This window comes from Sporosarcina sp. P1 (assembly GCF_002743155.1).
Classification (GTDB): Bacteria; Bacillota; Bacilli; order Bacillales_A; family Planococcaceae; genus Sporosarcina; species Sporosarcina ureae_B.
On sequence record NZ_PDYS01000011.1, the window covers coordinates 31,681 to 48,503 of the forward strand.

Consider the following 16,823-nt stretch of genomic DNA (forward strand, 5'->3'; position numbering starts at 1 on the left):
TTAAAAATACCTCCTGCAATTCTCTTATGCAGAAGGTATTTATCAATTTATGGTTACAATGCAAGCTGTTTTACTGAATTTCTTTCAAGCCACGTCAAGCTTTTATCAAACAATTCATTTTCAAAAGAATAACTTGAAAATGTGTGATCAGCCTGTTCAATATATTGTTCAATTACTCGCTCTCCGTTCAAGCGCTTATTGAGTGAATTTACGTATTGTCTCGCATGTTCTTTTGATATTTGTTCATCTTCTTTTGCATGAACAATATGAACAGGTCCGGTAAATGAACGAATCGCTTCGATAGGTTGATGTCTTTTCAAATCCTTAAGAAAAGTTTGGCTGATCATAAATCCGTGATAATCATGACTGCCTTGCCTTATAATTTCATGAACTGCTTTTGGTCCAAGAATTCCCATTATATCTTCGTATGGTGTACCTACCGGTGACCAGAGAATCAGTTGTTTAATACGTGAATCACTCGCTGCTGTTAGCGACGCAACTGCCCCTCCCATACTGTGTCCTACTAATGAAATCCGGCTTTTATCTATACCGCGAAACGAACTTAAATAATCGATGACATCCTGTACTTCCTTTAATTGATTAGTCAATGTCACATCTGCATAATCTCCGTCACTTTCACCACAACCGCTAAAGTCAAAGCGGAATACCCCATATCCATGCTCTGTGAAATAACGAGCGGCTTTAACAAACAAACGATGTTCCCCTACTTTACTACCTACGAACCCATGGATAAATATAAGCAAAGGTATAGCTTCTTTTCTATATTCAGGCAGATGCAACGCACCCGACAAATTATTTTCCCCAGAACGAATCGTGATCATTTTTTGCATTTCTTCCCTACTCTCATGTAAGTATATTATTCCAACATGTTTAATAGGTATTATACAATTCAAATAGATTTAAGTCAAATAAATCCAATAGTAACTCTTATTCTTACATAGAAAAAAGACTCCTATATTAGGGAGCCTGATTAGTATATTCAAATGAACAAGTACAGAGTGATTTGGAATTTCCGTTGCAGAGGGGATACAGGCCAACGATGCCACTCCCCTTTGCACAACGACTTTACTTCACAATCCCAAGCGTATTTAAGAACACTACAATAATAGTCAATGGGACTACCCACTTCATTAAAAAGTGCCAGAGTGGATAAAAACCTATAGATTTCGTATTATACTGTGTAAATTCATCACGCACTAACACTTGATCCATCTTATGAACAATAAATAATGCAATCAGCAAACTTCCAGCTGGCAGCAAAATATTACTGACCAAGTAATCTGTCGCATCAAAAACACTCTTATCGAATAGTAGCAACCCTGACAACGTACTAGAAGACAAAGCAGAAGGAATTGCAGCTATGAATACAACCGCACCAATTAACCAAGTCACAGACTTACGTGTACGCTTACCACTCGCTGTCATCGCTGCCACAATAATTTCGTACAAACTAAACGAAGATGTCAATGTCGCAAACAAGAACAAAATTAAGAATAACGCTAAGAATACTTGCCCTAGCGGAAGTTGCGAAAAGACTGCTGGCAACACCATGAAGAGTAATTCCGGTCCCGCTGCCGGTTCTTGCCCGAACGCGAATACTGCTGGAAAAATAGCTAAACCTGCTAGTAACGATACAAATAAATTCATCCCTACTACGGAACTTGCAGATGAAGTCAAACTAACGTCTTTTTTCAGATATGAACTATACGTTACCATACATGAAAATCCGACGGCTAATGAAAAGAAAGACTGTCCAAGTGCATATAATACTGATTCTCTTGTAATACTAGAGAAATCAGGCTTCAGGAAGAATGATACACCTTCCATTGCACCAGGCAACGTCAATGAACGAATAACTAAAATAATAAAAAACACAAATAATAAAGGCATCATATATTTATTCGCTTTTTCAATACCGTTTTGTACACCGGAAGATACGACTAATATGTTAATGATGGTAAATAGGAACAGACCGATTAATGTTGTTACTGGCGAACCGACAATCGAACCAAATTGTTCCGAATAGGAAGCACCTTCACTAATGATCTTGCCACCTATAGATAATCCGCTATACACGAATACCCAACCACCCACTACACTATAGAAGGATAGTAAAAGGAAACACCCTGCTACACCAAGCTTACCAATCCATGGCCATGCACTAGCTGGCGCCAACTTCTTGTAAGCACTGATTGCTTCTCTACCTGAACCACGTCCAATAATGAATTCGGAAACCAACATGGGTAATCCAATCAAAATTGTAAAGACGACAAATAATAGGAAAAATGCGCCACCGCCACTCATTCCTGTAACATACGGGAACTTCCAGATTGCTCCAAGGCCGATTGCTGCACCTGCCGAGGACATGATAAATCCAAGCTTCGAAGACCATTGTTCTTTACGTTGTTCCATTTCCTCACCCATTTCCCTTTACTTCTGCTAATTATAGTTATACTGTACTACACCATTAGAAACAATAGCATATTTGTATTGTTTATAGTTATGCACAACAAAAAAGATGTACCTGAATCGAAATACTCCATTCGGTTACATCTTTTCTTCTTAAAGAATATATTCCCGTTAGCCATTTAGTTCACACTCTTATTCTGTTGCGCTCTAGCTTCTCCTCCCTTACGTCCAATGTTCTCATAAAATTGTTTATCGTGCTTCTCAGCAGTAGCTTTTCCACCTTTACGACCAATTTCTCTATAAAATTCACTACTATGCTTTTGAGCTGTGGCTTCCCCGCCTTTACGACCAATCTGTTCATAGAACTCTTTGTCGTGCTTTTTAGATGTTGCTTGACCGCCTTTACGTCCCGCTTCTTTCAAAGTCATTTTCTTCTCTTGATCAGTATGATGTTGATTAGCCATATATATTCTTCCTCCCTATTATTCAATTTACAATGCTTAATGAATATATTCCCAATTCACTACGAGCTAAACACAAGACTACGTAAATAGCCTTTTTTCGATAGAAAGGCTTACAGAATGGAATTCAGTACACATCTATACGTATTGCTAAAAGCTGTCTACATATTCATGTATAACTTCTCGTTTTTGAACCAACTTACTTATGAAGGTACTTACAGAAGGGAGAATAACAAATGGGAAGAGATGAACATAAAAAAGGGAGTAATTCGGCTGGTTCGTTACCACAAACTCCAAAGAACCAAACGATTGCCGCACGCGACATGAATGAAGAAATCTCGAAAGAATTCGCTGAATTACGTAAAGCTTCCGCACAAAAAAAACGTAAGTCATAAGCAAAAAGACCAGGAAAAACTTCCTGGTCTTTATTTATTTTTTTCGAAGAGGAGCTTGTTCATCTATGAGTTTCTCCAGACGCTCATCCCATTCTTCTGTTAATGTATTCCATACTCTAGTGAAATAGCTGTTCTCCGTGCGATTGTATAGAGAAAACTCCACACAGGGAATAAATTGGTTAGCAAGTGATTGGGGAATTTCTATTTTATCCACAATCTTCTGTAGTGGGCCTTCTGCGGCTTCTGCTCCTGTAGCAAGCAGTGTTGCACGCAATTGTTCATCATCTAGTCGTTGCGGACTTCTTGTGAATTTCTTAGCTAATCTAAACTCTTTAACTTTTGCTGTGAACACTTTTTCAGGTTGTTCACATAAAATTGAATCGTGGCACGGACTATAATAAAACGTTTTTTCTGCTTTTTCAGGTGGATGTTCGTAAATACCCGATTGTAATTGGCTTACTCCAACACTCGTCAACTGAAAACGATCTTTACGTAACTCGATCATTTGTGCAGATTCCATCTTATTAAACAAATTCTCGATAAACAGTGGTTCCACAGCGAGAAAATCTGCAATTTTTTTTGATTCAGTTACATCTAATTTTTGAACTGTAAGTAAAATCATTTTCATTAATATGTCCATCGTCGTGCGCTTAATCGTTGTGTAGGGTATAGTAATGAGCACAACCGGCAACCCCCAGCTGTCTGATTGTTGTATTTGGATATCTGGCTGTCGTAGCAGTTCTTGTTGTAACTTTTTTTGAAGCGAATCCATCTACTCAACCTCCTTGCATCTGATCTATTTTGCGCAATCCACCTTGATGTTCCACGACTTCCCGCAATTGTTTATACATATCTCTCGTAGAAGCATTCTTTGTCTTGACGGTGAACATCTCGGAACTTCCAACGATAATAAGTAGTTCCCTAGCACGCGATAACGCTACATTCAAACGCCGATAGTCTTTAGCGAATCCAATGTCACCATTTTTCTCACCATGATTTCTAACGAAACTCAGAATAATAATATCCATTTCCATGCCTTGGAACTTATCTACGGAACCAGTTCGACAATGCAATTGTTTGGGTCGGATTTCCTGCTGAATCAGTCGGTCAATTCGCTTTACTTGTTCGCCGTAAAAGCTGATGACGCCAACGCTTTTCTTTTCCTCTGGCTTCATTAGACCATCTTTTTTAGCTTTTTCTGTCGCTTGTTCAATATCGAGTAATGTGTCTTGAATGACGGTTAGTTCTGCTTCATTGAAACGACTCGTCCCACCCTTGACTTGATCTTCAAAAAATGAAGGCGTATTGGGCATATCTAGCCATAGCAAATGGTCTTTTCTAGTGATTTTACTGCTTTCGAGCAGATGATCACGCAATTCGTCTGAATTAGGAAGCCCGCATTGTAATTGATAGTCCCCATCTTTATAAAATGGGGCAATGGTTTCCATGATTTTTTCATGCATACGGTACTGGATACTGAGCATCGTTTTGTTTTGCTTAGGCAATGTACGGAATAATCGTTCAAATAATGATTCATTCAGCATTTTCTTCATTTCCCGTTGCACTTCAGGATCTTTTTGCTGATCTACCAGTTCGTCCATCGTTTCTTGTCCTACTAGTGGCGGTAACTGATGATGGTCACCCACTAGAATAACTTTTTTACCTTTCAACATGGGCAATAAGAGTTCTGGTGGTGTGGCTTTTGATACTTCATCGATAATGACTACATCGAAGACAGGGTATTCATCCATGAACTTTTTGGAAGCTGATGCCACACAAGTCGTGCCAATTACATTCGCATGATCGATATAAAGCTTTCGGATTTCATCAAGGTCATATTCGTTGGCACCACGCAGTAATTCTTCCCACTGTGATTGCAGTTCTTGTAGAACGGGAAGTTGTTGCTGTTCCTTTATTACTTCTGCTTGTTGTGTCTCGGCTTGACCAAGCGCTATTTCTATTTTCTCTAATTGCTCTTTTATATCAGGCTTCAATTGAACTGTAAGCTCTTCTATTTCCTGCTGTCGTTGATTTTGTTCTTCTTGTAATTGCAGAGTTTTTTGCTCTACTGCTAATACTTCTACTTTTTCTTGTTCAAGCAGTTGTTTTTCTTGAGAACACTTTAGTTCTGAAGTAGTCATAGACGCTGATAATTGCGTTACGTTTTTTATTTGTTGTCGACACTCATTTAACTTAGTTTCTAGCTGATCAATTTCCTGTGTAAGCAAATTTTTCTCCCATTGTTTTTCAGGTAGCTCGTTGGTTTGTAGCCATTCTTCAATCTGCTTCTCTAATTCGTTTTGCCTAGATTGCAGTTGTTGTTTCTGCTTTTCTTTTCGTTGTATGTGGTTTTGTATTTCTTGAAGTTCCTGCTGTAGGAATCTTAGAATTTCATGTTTTACTTCTGCAAATACTTCCTTTACAGAGTGAATTTTCTGTTGCTGTAGTTCAATTCCTTTTGCTCGAACAATCTCTTCTTTACCATAAAATAAAGACATACCTTGTGCAATCTTTTGTAGAACTTCCGTTTTACCAGATGAAATTTCTTTGTTTTCGAGCATCTTTCTTGTTGCAGGATGAATTAAAAACTTCCCCAAACGATCAATCATTTCATGCATTTCTTGAATGGTTGTGAAATTATCAGTTGAACGCTTCATAATAGTTTCTACCGGGTAACGATGCGCCTGTAAAAGAGTCTGTGTTTTTTTAATAGCTGTCTGGAAGCGTTCGTGAAGCTCTTTCCATTCTTGAAATTCATAGGAATACTCTCCACTTTCAATCGACTTGATGATTCGCTGTAAGTCATTATTCCTCAACGTAATATGAATAGGTAATTCAATCTGGTGTGCAGCAAGCGTCATTTGAATATCTTTCATTTTCGTCTGAGACATTACATCACGATGTGTTGCTTGTAGTTTTTGTTCACTGTCGGGAAGCGTTTTGTGTTCTTCTATGATCATTTGTTGTGTTTCGGTATTGCTCTGCAACTCTGCCAACCAGTTGAGATATATTTGTGTCTCTTTTAATAGGCGTTGCTCTTTTAACAACTCCTCAACTCGAGCTGTCAATTCTTCTTTATTCGGCTCCGAATTTAGTTGTTTGCGTAACTCAATAATTTCTTTTATACGTTGTGCAAGGGCTATTTCAGTTTGCTCCAATCCCTGTTGCTTTTGAGACAGCCGGCGTACAGACTGATCAAGCAGGGATTTTCGTGAAAAGTATTCAGATTTTAGTTTTTTTAACTCTTCTTGTACAATTTTTTGTGATTGTAATTGCTCAGTTAATGTAATTTTCATTTCCGTGTTCTTTCGGATTTCCTCAGATAATTGATCCGCATGTTTTTGCAATTCGGTATCTTTCGTTCGATATACTGCACGTGTCGCTTGTACGGTTTCTAGTGTTTCATTTCTCCAATGCAATGCCACATTTTCTTCCATGAAACGCTTGCCTTCTTCTTCGATACTTTCTGATCTTCCATAGCGTAAAATACGCGTTGCTGGATCTGTTAGTAACCGACCAAGTGCGTTATCCACTGCTAGATTTGATTGAGATGCAACAAGTGTCCGCAAGCCGGCTTTGACGTTCTGATAGCAAATCTCAGAAATTACGGTTGTTTTCCCAGTACCTGGCGGGCCTTGGACTACAAACAAGTCATGCGCTTTCATCGCACCCGATACTGCTTCTCGCTGGAATTCATTCAAATTATTATGGAACTCCAGTTGCGGCTGTTTATTCGTAATTTGCACAACAGGTCGTTCTTCAAATAATATCTTTTCCAAATTCGCGTTTGCAGCGAGACCATCTTGTAAGTCTTTGAACCCTTTACGTAAACGACGAATCTGACTTAATTCAGCAAAGTTCGTCAGCAACATACTTTTATTATGTGTTGGCAACCATTGTTCGGATCTTGCTTTCTTTTGAAATCTTTGATTTAGTTCCACGACGAGTATCTTTTGTCCTTTCTGAGCATCGATGACTTGACCGATCTCAGTAGAAAGTTCATTCATTTTCACACTAAATCCGCGGAGTTGTTTCCAGTTTTTCATTTGCAAATCGTTACATTGAAGACGTACTTTTGTAAAATCACTAGTAAAACTAGCTTGGCTAAACGTACAGGAGATATCTGCTACATCTGCATTTTTCTCTGCAATTTGTAGATAGCCTTCCCAACTTTCAATTCGTTTTTTCACATATTCTGAACGCTCTTCTGCAATAGGCAATTGGCGTAACTGCGTATAGAATTCGATTGGCAGCGCTACTCCTGCACGGTGTAACTTAAACTTTATGGCTGTATGTAGCCTCCGATTTGTTTGAACAGGCTCTCTTGCGCTTCTAACATGAAAGCCCGTTGCTAGCAGACCATCCGGTTTCAATACGCATTCCATAACTGCCACACGTTGCTGAACTTCTTTGGCAAACCTTTTATTTGTGTGGGGATCAAAAAACAGCGCATAGGATTGGTTCCCCATGCGGTTCTCTGGTTTCTTTTCAATATGTATATCAAAAACAGACTCCGAAGAAACGAAAGCCTCTTCACTTATAAACCATTGTTCCAAACCTTTTCGTGCATTTTTTGTTATGTCTAGACTACAAAGTATCTTTTCTATATTGTGTAACACACTCATATTAGTACATTCTTTTCACTAGAGGGTTGTACGTCAGCAAGATCATTCATCATGCTTCTCCCTGTTATTCCCTTGTTCAAAGCTCTCACCTCAGTCCTCTATTATAGATCATAAGTGCATATACCGCGAGTAAGAAAAATCTTAGAAAACTTTTTAAAATATTTTTAAAAAAGATGTTTAGGAATGTTTTACATGGGTATACTATTACTACAAGGCAAACCAAAGGAGCTAGTCAGAGAAGTAAGCTGCTAGATCTGGAGGAGATGCACAGCCTTGGCGGAAAATTTTTCTTCACTGGCAAGTGGTACACTCGGTTTGGGAATCAGCTTTTTAGATTCCGACAGAAGGACAGGTTTACCAAGTAAGGCGAAAGAAGTTTTTTGTGTAAGTGCACGTGAAATACCTGCTTCAAAGAAGTTAAGCAGTGTAACATGCAAGAAGCATACGACGAGGGTACAATGTCGTCAGTATGGAGTAATCGCAACATAAAATTTTCCGCATAGTTTGAGAAGAACAGTCAGTGATTGGATATTTTCAATCGCTGGCTGTTTTTTGTTACATCTCTTAACCAATTGAGTTGTTTAGTATGAATGAAAACTGGGAAGACAACATATAAGAAACACTAACGAGGAGGAGCACTATATGAAGAAAAGAATGGCTTTGACAGCTATTGGTTTAGGTGCAGCCTATTTAATGCGTAACAAAGATGCGCGGGACAAATTGTCTCGGCAATTCGACGAGTTCAATGACACACCTATGCGCGGAGATCGTAAAGGCAACGCGAAGAAACCTGAACCAACTAAAGGTTTATTAGGTAATTTTTCAGATTAAATCATTCAATTGCAAGGGAGCAGATCTGTATGAGTGAAGAGAAAAAAGTATTTACAGAAAAAGATCGTGACAAGGCAGAGGGCGGTTATATGGATAACCCTGAAAATTTAAAAACCGATAAAGAAAGTATTTATGATATGCATGAAGATATGCAGACCGTAGATGCCATACCATTAGAAGATGTTCGGATGGAAGAGGAAGAAGAAAGAAATCATCGCGAGACAAAAAATCGTTCATCCAGCGAAGAGAAATTCGATGGAAAATAATTATATTGCATTAAAGACCACAGCCTACTCTTGAATGAAGAGCGAGCTATGGTCTTTTGATTTCATAAGAAACCCTTGATGAAGTAATTCTTTCTTTACTTCAAAATAATTTTCATACCATTTTCAAAAGTGCTTCTGATCCAATCATACCTGCTGAAATCCCATATTGTTCAGCCTCAAGCGTGACGGATTCCAGCGGGGCTGCGAGCAATTGCTCAATCGTTTTTACGCCAACAGCACGACCCGCAACAATTTTGCGATCCGCTAGCACACTATTTAATAGTCCTACATCAAGTGCACCACACATAATATATCCTTTGTCATTCGAAACTGTAAGTAACGTTGTTTTCGGCAATTTTACCGTGACCGCTTGAAATGACTGTCCATCTATAGATATACTTTGTTGCTCAATCAAGACACTCACCCCTTTCTTTATCAGCATATGATAGATCATTTAAAACGTGCGAAATTTTAAAACATCTCACACTCTGCACGACATACTGTATCAAATATACAAAATATTTCCCGCCATCTAAGCAGTCTTTTGCATACTAAATAATCGTTATAGATAACCTAATTATGACTGTTCCAATTCCCTATTTATAATTACTAGTTTTTATTAACTGATTTTTTATTAGTAAAATAGATAGATTTTATAACTTTTTATATAGTGTGTTTTTCTTTTTTAAAAGAAATAAGCAACTTAAGTCATGACTTTCTTTTAAAAAATAACAAAAAATTCTTGTAATCTATTCTCCTGACCTTTATTATAGAAAAATGTTGCGAAGTAGATTCGTACCAAACAATCATAAGGAGTGTGGTCTGATGGAAACCGTAACAAGAGAAGATATTTATCAATTCGTTGAAGAAAACCATGTCAATTTCATTCGTCTTCAGTTTACGGATATTTTTGGCGTAATTAAGAATGTAGAGATTCCGATCAGCCAGCTCGAAAAGGCGCTAGACAATAAAATGATGTTTGACGGATCTTCTATCGAAGGTTTTGTAAGGATTGAAGAATCAGATATGTTTTTAGTACCTGACTTAGATACATGGATGGTATTTCCATGGCCATCAGGTACAGGAAAAGTAGCGCGCTTAATCTGCGATGTCTATTTGGCGAATGGTGAACCTTTTTCTGGAGATCCCCGTGGAAATCTAAAACGGCTCATTAAAGAAATGAAAGAGCTTGGATTCACTGATTTCAACTTAGGACCTGAACCGGAATTCTTTCTTTTTAAACTAGATGCAAATAAACAACCGACAATGGAATTGAATGACCATGGTGATTATTTTGATTTGGCACCCATCGACCTAGGTGAAAATTGTCGTCGGGATATTGTCTTGGAACTTGAAGAATTAGGATTTGAAGTGGAAGCTTCCCATCATGAAGCAGCGCCAGGACAACATGAAATCGACTTTAAATATGCCGATGTATTAACAGCTTGCGATCATATTCAAACCTTTAAACTAGTCGTTAAAACGATAGCGCGTAAACACGGTTTACATGCCACATTTATGCCTAAGCCATTATACGGTGTGAGCGGTTCGGGCATGCACTGCAATGTTTCTCTATTTAAAGATGGTGAGAATGTCTTTTTTGACGAAAATGGCGAACGTCAATTAAGTGAGACTGCTTATCATTTCATGGCAGGAGTGTTGGACCATGTTCGTGGTTTCACTGCCATCACGAACCCTACTGTCAATTCTTATAAACGTTTGGTACCCGGCTATGAAGCGCCTTGCTACGTCGCTTGGTCCTCACAGAATCGTAGTCCATTGATCCGCATACCCGCATCACGTGGATTGAGTACACGTGTTGAAGTGCGCTCTGTCGATTCCTCTGCTAATCCCTATTTGGCAATGGCCGTTATATTAAAAGCAGGTCTTGATGGTATTAAGCGCAAGTTGAATCCGCCAGCCCCTGTTAATCGTAATATTTATGAAATGAAGGCAGATGAGCTTGCGGAAAATAACATTGGGTTATTACCAACAGATCTTGACCATGCGCTCATCGCCTTATCTGAAGACTTGATTATACAAGACGCACTTGGTTCACATATTTATGCAAACTTTAATGAAGCAAAACAGCAAGAATGGGAAAGCTACCGAATTACAGTACATCCATGGGAGCTTGAACGATATATGAAGATGTATTAATGTGACTTTACAATAGTAGGATGTACAATAAAGTAAACGGCTGTAAATACAGCCGTTTTTTTGATAGAGAAAATTATGTCGAATGATCTTACTCGATTTACTATAGGAAGATTAGGAGGTTTTATTATGATCACGATTTGGTTTAATGCACTCTTTTATACAATGCAACATGAAGGACATACACTAGACGCTTTACTGACAAAGGATGGAAAAATAGTAGCGACTGGGTCATATAACGAATTAAAAGATTGGGCCGATGAACAAATTGACTTGCAGGGTGCTTTTGTATACCCGGGGTTTATCGATAACCATATGCACATAATTGGCCAAGGTGAAAAGTTATTACGCCTTGATTTATCAAACACCACTTCCTCAAAAGACATGATGGAGTTACTCCTGAATGCGTATAAAGATTTGCCAAAGGATGAGTGGTTTATTGGAGAAGGTTGGGATGAGAATAATTTTCCTGACAAGAAAATCTTCACACGCTATGAATTGGATGCTGTGACGGATTCACCTATGCTATTAAAACGTACTTGTTGGCATGCCGCTATCGTCAATTCAAAGGCGCTGGAACTCGCAGGTATCACAAAAGATACACCCGATCCCGATGATGGTGTCATTGAGCGTGATCATACTGGAGAGCCAACGGGATTATTGAAAGAAGGCGCTATGCAGCGAGTACTTCAACTTTTACCGAATCCAACAGTGGCCTATGTAACGAAAGCATTGGAAACTTCTGTTGATCATTTACTATCTGTTGGTTTGACTGGCGTTGTGACCGATGACTTAGGTTACTACGGACACTATCAGACGCCGTTGAAAGCTTTCAATCACGTTCTCGGTGGTAAGCGTAAATTCCGTGCTCACTTACTGCGTCATTTTAGCGTATTTCCTGATTTGATGGAAAACAATGCCTTCTATAATGAACCGTGGGTAGAACCTGGCGAAATGAAGTTCTTTATTGATGGCGCTTTAGGTGGCAGTACCGCGCTCTTAAGTGAGCCTTACTCCGATGAACCCGATAATGTAGGAACAGCTGTATTGACTGATGAAGAGCTCGAGAACCATGTCAAAACAGCAAGATACTATGGGGAAGCTGTCGCCATACATGTGATTGGCGATTTAGCAGTTGAAAGAGCACTAGATGTCATAGAAAAGTATCCTGCTCCAGTTGGCAAGAAAGATCGGTTTATACATGTCATTTTATTACGTGATGATTTAGTGGAGCGGATGCAAAGGCTTCCCATTGTTATAGATATACAGCCTGCTTTCGTTCCTTCTGATTTCCCTTGGGTTAGAGACCGACTTGGTGAAGATCGGCTTGACTGGGCGTATGCATGGAAGAAACTTCTAACTAAAGGTTTTATTTGTGGCGGGGGATCAGATGCTCCTATTGAAGACCCAAATCCTTTGTTAGGAATACACGCTGCGATCACAAGAAGATTGAGTTTTGAACAGCATGAAGGGTATTTGCCAGATGAAAAACTTAATCGCTATGAGGCAGTACAATTATTTACTTCGGGTGCAGCGGCTACTATAGGTAAAGCTAATTCACGTGGAAAGATTTCCGTTGGATTTGACGCAGACTTCACTGTCTTAAAAGAAGATCTCTTCACCGTAGAAGTGGATCGAATAGCTGAAGTACAAGTAGAGAAGACTATAGTCGCTGGTGAAGTTATGTATACATCGAATACACGATAACTGTTTAGTAAGTAGCGAAAGGGGAAAACTTTCTAAAAAGGAGGTTTTTCTTTGGAATTGCTAAAAGTACAAAGTGAACTGGATTGGAAGAAGCTAACGCGTAACGTTTTGATTCCCGTCGTCGGTGGATCGATTATCGGATATCTTGCCAACCGCAATACACAAGAACAGTATGCTAAATTGGAGAAACCTTCATTTTCTCCTCCAAGCGCTGTATTCCCGATTGCTTGGACGACTTTATACACGATGATGGGTGTAGCGAATTACCGCGTAGAAATGAAGCAGGGCACAAAAGCTGCTCCTCCTTTGTATGATATTCAATTAGGTCTTAATTTTCTTTGGTCCTTCCTATTCTTCAAGTGGAATTTACGAGGTACTGCACTGATCGAGATGACGATTATGTTAGGGACAATTGCTATGACAGCTTATGAATTCAATAAAACTGATCGTACCGCAGGCGCATTAATGGTCCCGTATATCGGATGGGTCATGTTCGCACTAGTATTGAATTATTCTACGTGGAAATTAAATAAGTGAAACAGAAAAATGTCCCTGCCACTTCCGGCTGGGACATTTTTCATTGTTGATTATAATTCATACGCTTTGCAGTCTTATAGGCATCATACATTCCCCAAATCCATACAATGGGATATGTAATCAATCCGATACCTACAAACATGAGTAGACCGTTGATTCCTTGCAAGATAATAAGTAAAACCCCTTTAAGGATTTGTCCATTATATATTTGACCGACGCCAGTCCAGAAAAAACTTAGCACGGCGGCAATACCTGGATGCTTAAACATGTCATCTCCCCTTTCTGGCTGTTACATCTATCCTACAGTACACAGAAAGGGAATGACAAGATGTTTGCTATATATCTTTTTAGAAACGGTCTTTATCCAACTGATCACCCTTAACTTCTACGTCCCCTTCTTTTTCAAAGTGTACTTCTTCACGCTTCACTGTTTCGTGAATTGTTTCATTCTCTACAACCTCACGTTTTTTGAGTATGATTTCTTCCGTTACAACTGGTTTCTTTGTTACTTCCACTTGTTCTTCAGTAATCGGAATACGAATTGTCTCGTCATCTTCCCTGAATGCTGCAGCTTCATTGCCGTAGCGTCCTTCAAGACCAGCTCCCCCATCTACAACAGGTCTACGTTCGATCGTCACTTCATCGTGTGAAACGCTGACATCTACTGATCTAGGTTCTTCCACTACTTCTTTTTCAACACGGATTTCTCCACGCTGTGTTTCATGCTTATCCACTTGAAGACGTTCTTCGTGTAAGCGTAAACGTTCTTCATCTGTATCTGTACCAGAGAAAGCATGTTCGCTTGTATGAAGTCCAGAATCTATGTCTCGATTGTGATGGTTGAGTGTTTGATCAGGAAGCGTTTGATTCAATCTGAATGCCGGATCTCCGCCATTCAATTCTTGGTCTGTTACACTCAAACCGTTTGCTCCAAGATTCACGTCTGTACTTTTTCCATCTCTACCATAGAACTCGGTGTTGTTCATATAATGGCGATTTGCTTCACCGGAATCAACATATAGCAACATTCCACCCTGTTCGATTTGCTCATAGTATTTTACTGTGTCTTCTGTTCCAAACTCCAGGCTATCTACCATACGACGTACATGGTCTTCTCCGGATACAAAGCCCATAAAGCGATCCCACCATGAATCGTCTGCTGATTTAATTTCTGCATCTGTACGACTTCTAAGCATAGTTAGTTGATCTTCATTTTTTACAACTACATAAATATCGTCTTCAGGCCATCCTTCTTTTTTTAGCTCATCTAGACGGTTCACCAATTCTGTTTCATTAAAGTACATTCCAATATATCTATTCTTACCCATATAAATCTCCTCCTAGTGTTGTAGTAAATTATTTAGAACTCTTATATCGTCGTGTTGATACATTTACCCCAGTTTTTTAAAATAGAAACCTTTTCATTAAATTATTTATGGGATGTATAAATTTTTGCTAGTAAGGAATGCTGATAAAAAGGAGTGATGTCATGCTGGAATTAGATACGCCAATTGAAGGCAAATTAGCTTGTTTTGGGACTTTACGGGATAAAGTGGATCAGCACGGGTATCATTTTGGTGGTGGCTGGGATTATCATAAAGGTAGTTTCGATTCCATCCTTCATAGGGAAGCTGGAGAAACCATTTACTTACGTGTACCCTTTGTAGTCCATGACGGCGAACTTGATGATTTCAACACATCCATTAAATTCAAAAAGCCATACGTGATCAAACATGTGGTCAATACGGGGCTAGATCCTGACTCAAGTTCTTTAATAAGTGGTTCACTCAATCAATTCCAGGAACCATTAGATCGCGATGCAGAAATCCGTGATAAGAGTCGTTGGGAAATTGCCGGTGAACTAGCAATTGAAGAAATACTACAGTATTTGGAATGAAAAAGAGGATCTTCTCGCCGGCTTTGGCTGAAGATCCTTTTCTCATCCGCCACTTCGGCAAATAACAGTAATTCTTCTGTACTTATAGACGCTATTTTCATGCAAACCCTTCACTTTACTTGTTTAATTTAGCGTTCCCTGTTGGTCGTCGCTAAAACTATTCAGCTACTTGCTTCATTTTCAAAGTACAATTCCTTATGCTGGCCACAACCTGGATTGAAGTTCTTCTTACAAGAAGGACATTGATAGGAGCTATGAAAGTATTCGTTAATCGTTAGTTCATGACCGCACGTACCACAAAGTATTGCTTTCTTGTCAAATTGACTAGCCGGCCAAACTGCGTGATGATCGCAACCTGTTTCTTCATGGCATACGTGACATGGGAAATAGGTATCGCAACAATAGAACTTGATGGCAATTCGGTCTGTTTCTGCTGCGTAATGAATGCAGCGCGTTTCATCATCTACTAACACCCCCCGAACTTCATGATGGTGTTTTTTCATTTAACCACTCCTCGTATAGTAGTAAGAGCTCTTTCCGAACGAATATCTAGTATGCATGATAAAAAGACATCTCAACAACCGTAAGTTTACGACTACTGAGACGTCTTATGTCTACATATCCTTATGAGTAAATGGACACTTTCCTGTAAGTGGCACGCTGTCATCGCCGATAAAAAACTGTTTCCATTCGTTATGTGTTGGGTCTCCAAAGTGGCTAATGTCCGGATGCTTTGGTAGGTCATCCCATAACTCTACACGTTCACGAACTTTCTCTCGCGAGTTAATTCCACCTTTTTCTGTACCTGTTAGGCCTTTGAAAATCTTGCGTGGCTGAAACCCGATAACCATTGCGTTTCCTAGATCTCGTGTCTTCCGTTGCTTATAGGCCGGTGCATTCCCGAAAGCAAAAATCGGCTCACCTTGGAAATGGAAATCCCACAGATAATGATCAGGATCCCGTGGTGCTTCAGCAGGCCATTGTTCTTTATCTTCTGTATGTAAATACTGCAAAATATCCCAAAACTGCTGTCGATACTCTTCTATTGTTCCCTCTTTTTCAAAGGGTTCAACAAATACAAACAGACCATGGCGCTTATGCTTTGGATTTTCGAATAGTGTCAAAAAGGCTTCCAATGCCTGTGGCAAGTTCGACCAGTCATCTTGAGACACATAGGCGTATCGTAGTTCGCCCTTATTTTCGCCAGCCATTCCAAAATAGCATGGAAATGTTTTATCGGTCACGATAGTATGAAAGGTCTGATATTCTCTAAGTAACCATTCTGGTAAATCATTACGTTCTGCAAAGTCTTCCTTTGTTAATAAAGCGTTTGACGTTTGAATCAACGTTTCATCCCCCTCTAACTTACTATGTTGTATTTCCTTTACCCTGTTGTTTACAATTTAACACATATGTATTTCAAATATAGGCTTCGTCAGTAGGAACCTATATAGTATATAGAAGACAATAAAGCATTATGAGTAGTAAATTCACTTTCATTTCCGTACTATTTGATT

Annotated in this window: 18 protein-coding genes; 8 read left to right on the forward strand and 10 right to left on the reverse strand. The window is 39.1% G+C overall.

Annotation, left to right across the window (positions count from 1 at the left end; translation table 11 throughout):
• Nucleotides 1–53 precede the first annotated feature (53 nt).
• The 3 genes from CSV73_RS11460 to CSV73_RS11470 form a co-directional block, all read right to left on the reverse strand.
• Nucleotides 54–851: an alpha/beta hydrolase family protein gene (locus tag CSV73_RS11460; RefSeq protein WP_085131699.1), complete on the reverse strand. Its 798-nt coding sequence runs from the start codon at nucleotides 849–851 to the stop codon at nucleotides 54–56.
• 235 nt (nucleotides 852–1,086) lie between these two features.
• Entirely contained in the window at nucleotides 1,087–2,433 is a 1,347-nt protein-coding gene (locus tag CSV73_RS11465) for a sodium-dependent transporter (RefSeq protein ID WP_085133570.1), read from the reverse strand.
• A gap of 176 nt (nucleotides 2,434–2,609) precedes the next feature.
• On the reverse strand, nucleotides 2,610–2,894 hold the full coding sequence (locus CSV73_RS11470) for a con-10 family general stress protein (RefSeq protein ID WP_085131700.1): 285 nt from the start codon (nucleotides 2,892–2,894) through the stop codon (nucleotides 2,610–2,612).
• Nucleotides 2,895–3,127: 233 nt separating this feature from the next.
• Here CSV73_RS11470 and CSV73_RS16610 point away from each other — a divergent pair, with 233 nt between their 5' ends.
• Entirely contained in the window at nucleotides 3,128–3,286 is a 159-nt protein-coding gene (locus CSV73_RS16610; protein WP_198166082.1) for a YfhD family protein, read from the forward strand.
• 34 nt (nucleotides 3,287–3,320) lie between these two features.
• Here CSV73_RS16610 and CSV73_RS11475 read toward each other — a convergent pair whose 3' ends face one another.
• Nucleotides 3,321–4,058 carry a hypothetical protein gene (locus CSV73_RS11475; RefSeq protein WP_099627651.1) on the reverse strand — a complete coding sequence of 246 codons (738 nt, stop codon included), beginning with the start codon at nucleotides 4,056–4,058 and terminating at the stop codon, nucleotides 3,321–3,323.
• A gap of 4 nt (nucleotides 4,059–4,062) precedes the next feature.
• Complete coding sequence (locus CSV73_RS11480) at nucleotides 4,063–7,911, reverse strand: AAA domain-containing protein (RefSeq protein ID WP_099627652.1); 3,849 nt, start codon at nucleotides 7,909–7,911, stop codon at nucleotides 4,063–4,065.
• 273 nt (nucleotides 7,912–8,184) lie between these two features.
• Between CSV73_RS11480 and CSV73_RS11485 the strand changes: the two genes are divergently transcribed.
• The 3 genes from CSV73_RS11485 (at nucleotide 8,185) to CSV73_RS11495 (ending at nucleotide 9,008) form a co-directional block, all read left to right on the forward strand.
• Nucleotides 8,185–8,400, forward strand: a complete 216-nt coding sequence (locus CSV73_RS11485) for a hypothetical protein (protein ID WP_085131703.1) — start codon at nucleotides 8,185–8,187, stop codon at nucleotides 8,398–8,400.
• Between the two features lie 153 nt (nucleotides 8,401–8,553).
• The gene (locus CSV73_RS11490) at nucleotides 8,554–8,742 is read left to right on the forward strand and encodes a hypothetical protein (protein ID WP_085131704.1); all 189 of its coding nucleotides are present in this window, start codon (nucleotides 8,554–8,556) and stop codon (nucleotides 8,740–8,742) included.
• Between the two features lie 29 nt (nucleotides 8,743–8,771).
• The gene (locus CSV73_RS11495) at nucleotides 8,772–9,008 is read left to right on the forward strand and encodes a hypothetical protein (RefSeq protein ID WP_085131705.1); all 237 of its coding nucleotides are present in this window, start codon (nucleotides 8,772–8,774) and stop codon (nucleotides 9,006–9,008) included.
• A 112-nt stretch (nucleotides 9,009–9,120) separates the two neighbouring features.
• Here the strand turns inward: CSV73_RS11495 and CSV73_RS11500 are convergent, their stop codons facing one another.
• Nucleotides 9,121–9,450: a YunC family protein gene (locus CSV73_RS11500; RefSeq protein ID WP_099627681.1), complete on the reverse strand. Its 330-nt coding sequence runs from the start codon at nucleotides 9,448–9,450 to the stop codon at nucleotides 9,121–9,123.
• A gap of 383 nt (nucleotides 9,451–9,833) precedes the next feature.
• Between CSV73_RS11500 and glnA the strand changes: the two genes are divergently transcribed.
• The 3 genes from glnA to CSV73_RS11515 all read left to right on the forward strand — a co-directional run bounded on the left by glnA (nucleotide 9,834) and on the right by CSV73_RS11515 (nucleotide 13,409).
• Nucleotides 9,834–11,168, forward strand: a complete 1,335-nt coding sequence (gene glnA, locus CSV73_RS11505; RefSeq protein WP_085131707.1) for a type I glutamate--ammonia ligase — start codon at nucleotides 9,834–9,836, stop codon at nucleotides 11,166–11,168.
• Between the two features lie 126 nt (nucleotides 11,169–11,294).
• The gene (locus CSV73_RS11510; protein WP_085131708.1) at nucleotides 11,295–12,872 is read left to right on the forward strand and encodes an amidohydrolase; all 1,578 of its coding nucleotides are present in this window, start codon (nucleotides 11,295–11,297) and stop codon (nucleotides 12,870–12,872) included.
• 51 nt (nucleotides 12,873–12,923) lie between these two features.
• Complete coding sequence (locus CSV73_RS11515) at nucleotides 12,924–13,409, forward strand: TspO/MBR family protein (RefSeq protein WP_099627653.1); 486 nt, start codon at nucleotides 12,924–12,926, stop codon at nucleotides 13,407–13,409.
• 40 nt (nucleotides 13,410–13,449) lie between these two features.
• On the opposite strand, the gene CSV73_RS11520 is transcribed toward CSV73_RS11515, so the two are convergent.
• Nucleotides 13,450–13,677 carry a hypothetical protein gene (locus CSV73_RS11520; RefSeq protein WP_085131710.1) on the reverse strand — a complete coding sequence of 76 codons (228 nt, stop codon included), beginning with the start codon at nucleotides 13,675–13,677 and terminating at the stop codon, nucleotides 13,450–13,452.
• 79 nt (nucleotides 13,678–13,756) lie between these two features.
• Entirely contained in the window at nucleotides 13,757–14,737 is a 981-nt protein-coding gene (locus CSV73_RS11525) for a YsnF/AvaK domain-containing protein (RefSeq protein ID WP_099627654.1), read from the reverse strand.
• Between the two features lie 161 nt (nucleotides 14,738–14,898).
• On the opposite strand from CSV73_RS11525, the gene CSV73_RS11530 reads away from it, so the two are divergent.
• Complete coding sequence (locus CSV73_RS11530) at nucleotides 14,899–15,306, forward strand: YugN family protein (RefSeq protein WP_099627655.1); 408 nt, start codon at nucleotides 14,899–14,901, stop codon at nucleotides 15,304–15,306.
• Between the two features lie 161 nt (nucleotides 15,307–15,467).
• Here CSV73_RS11530 and CSV73_RS11535 read toward each other — a convergent pair whose 3' ends face one another.
• Nucleotides 15,468–15,809, reverse strand: a complete 342-nt coding sequence (locus tag CSV73_RS11535; RefSeq protein ID WP_099627656.1) for a CHY zinc finger protein — start codon at nucleotides 15,807–15,809, stop codon at nucleotides 15,468–15,470.
• 111 nt (nucleotides 15,810–15,920) lie between these two features.
• Nucleotides 15,921–16,652 (reverse strand): YqcI/YcgG family protein, encoded by a 732-nt coding sequence (locus CSV73_RS11540; RefSeq protein WP_099627657.1) that lies wholly within the window; start codon nucleotides 16,650–16,652, stop codon nucleotides 15,921–15,923.
• Nucleotides 16,653–16,823 lie beyond the last annotated feature (171 nt).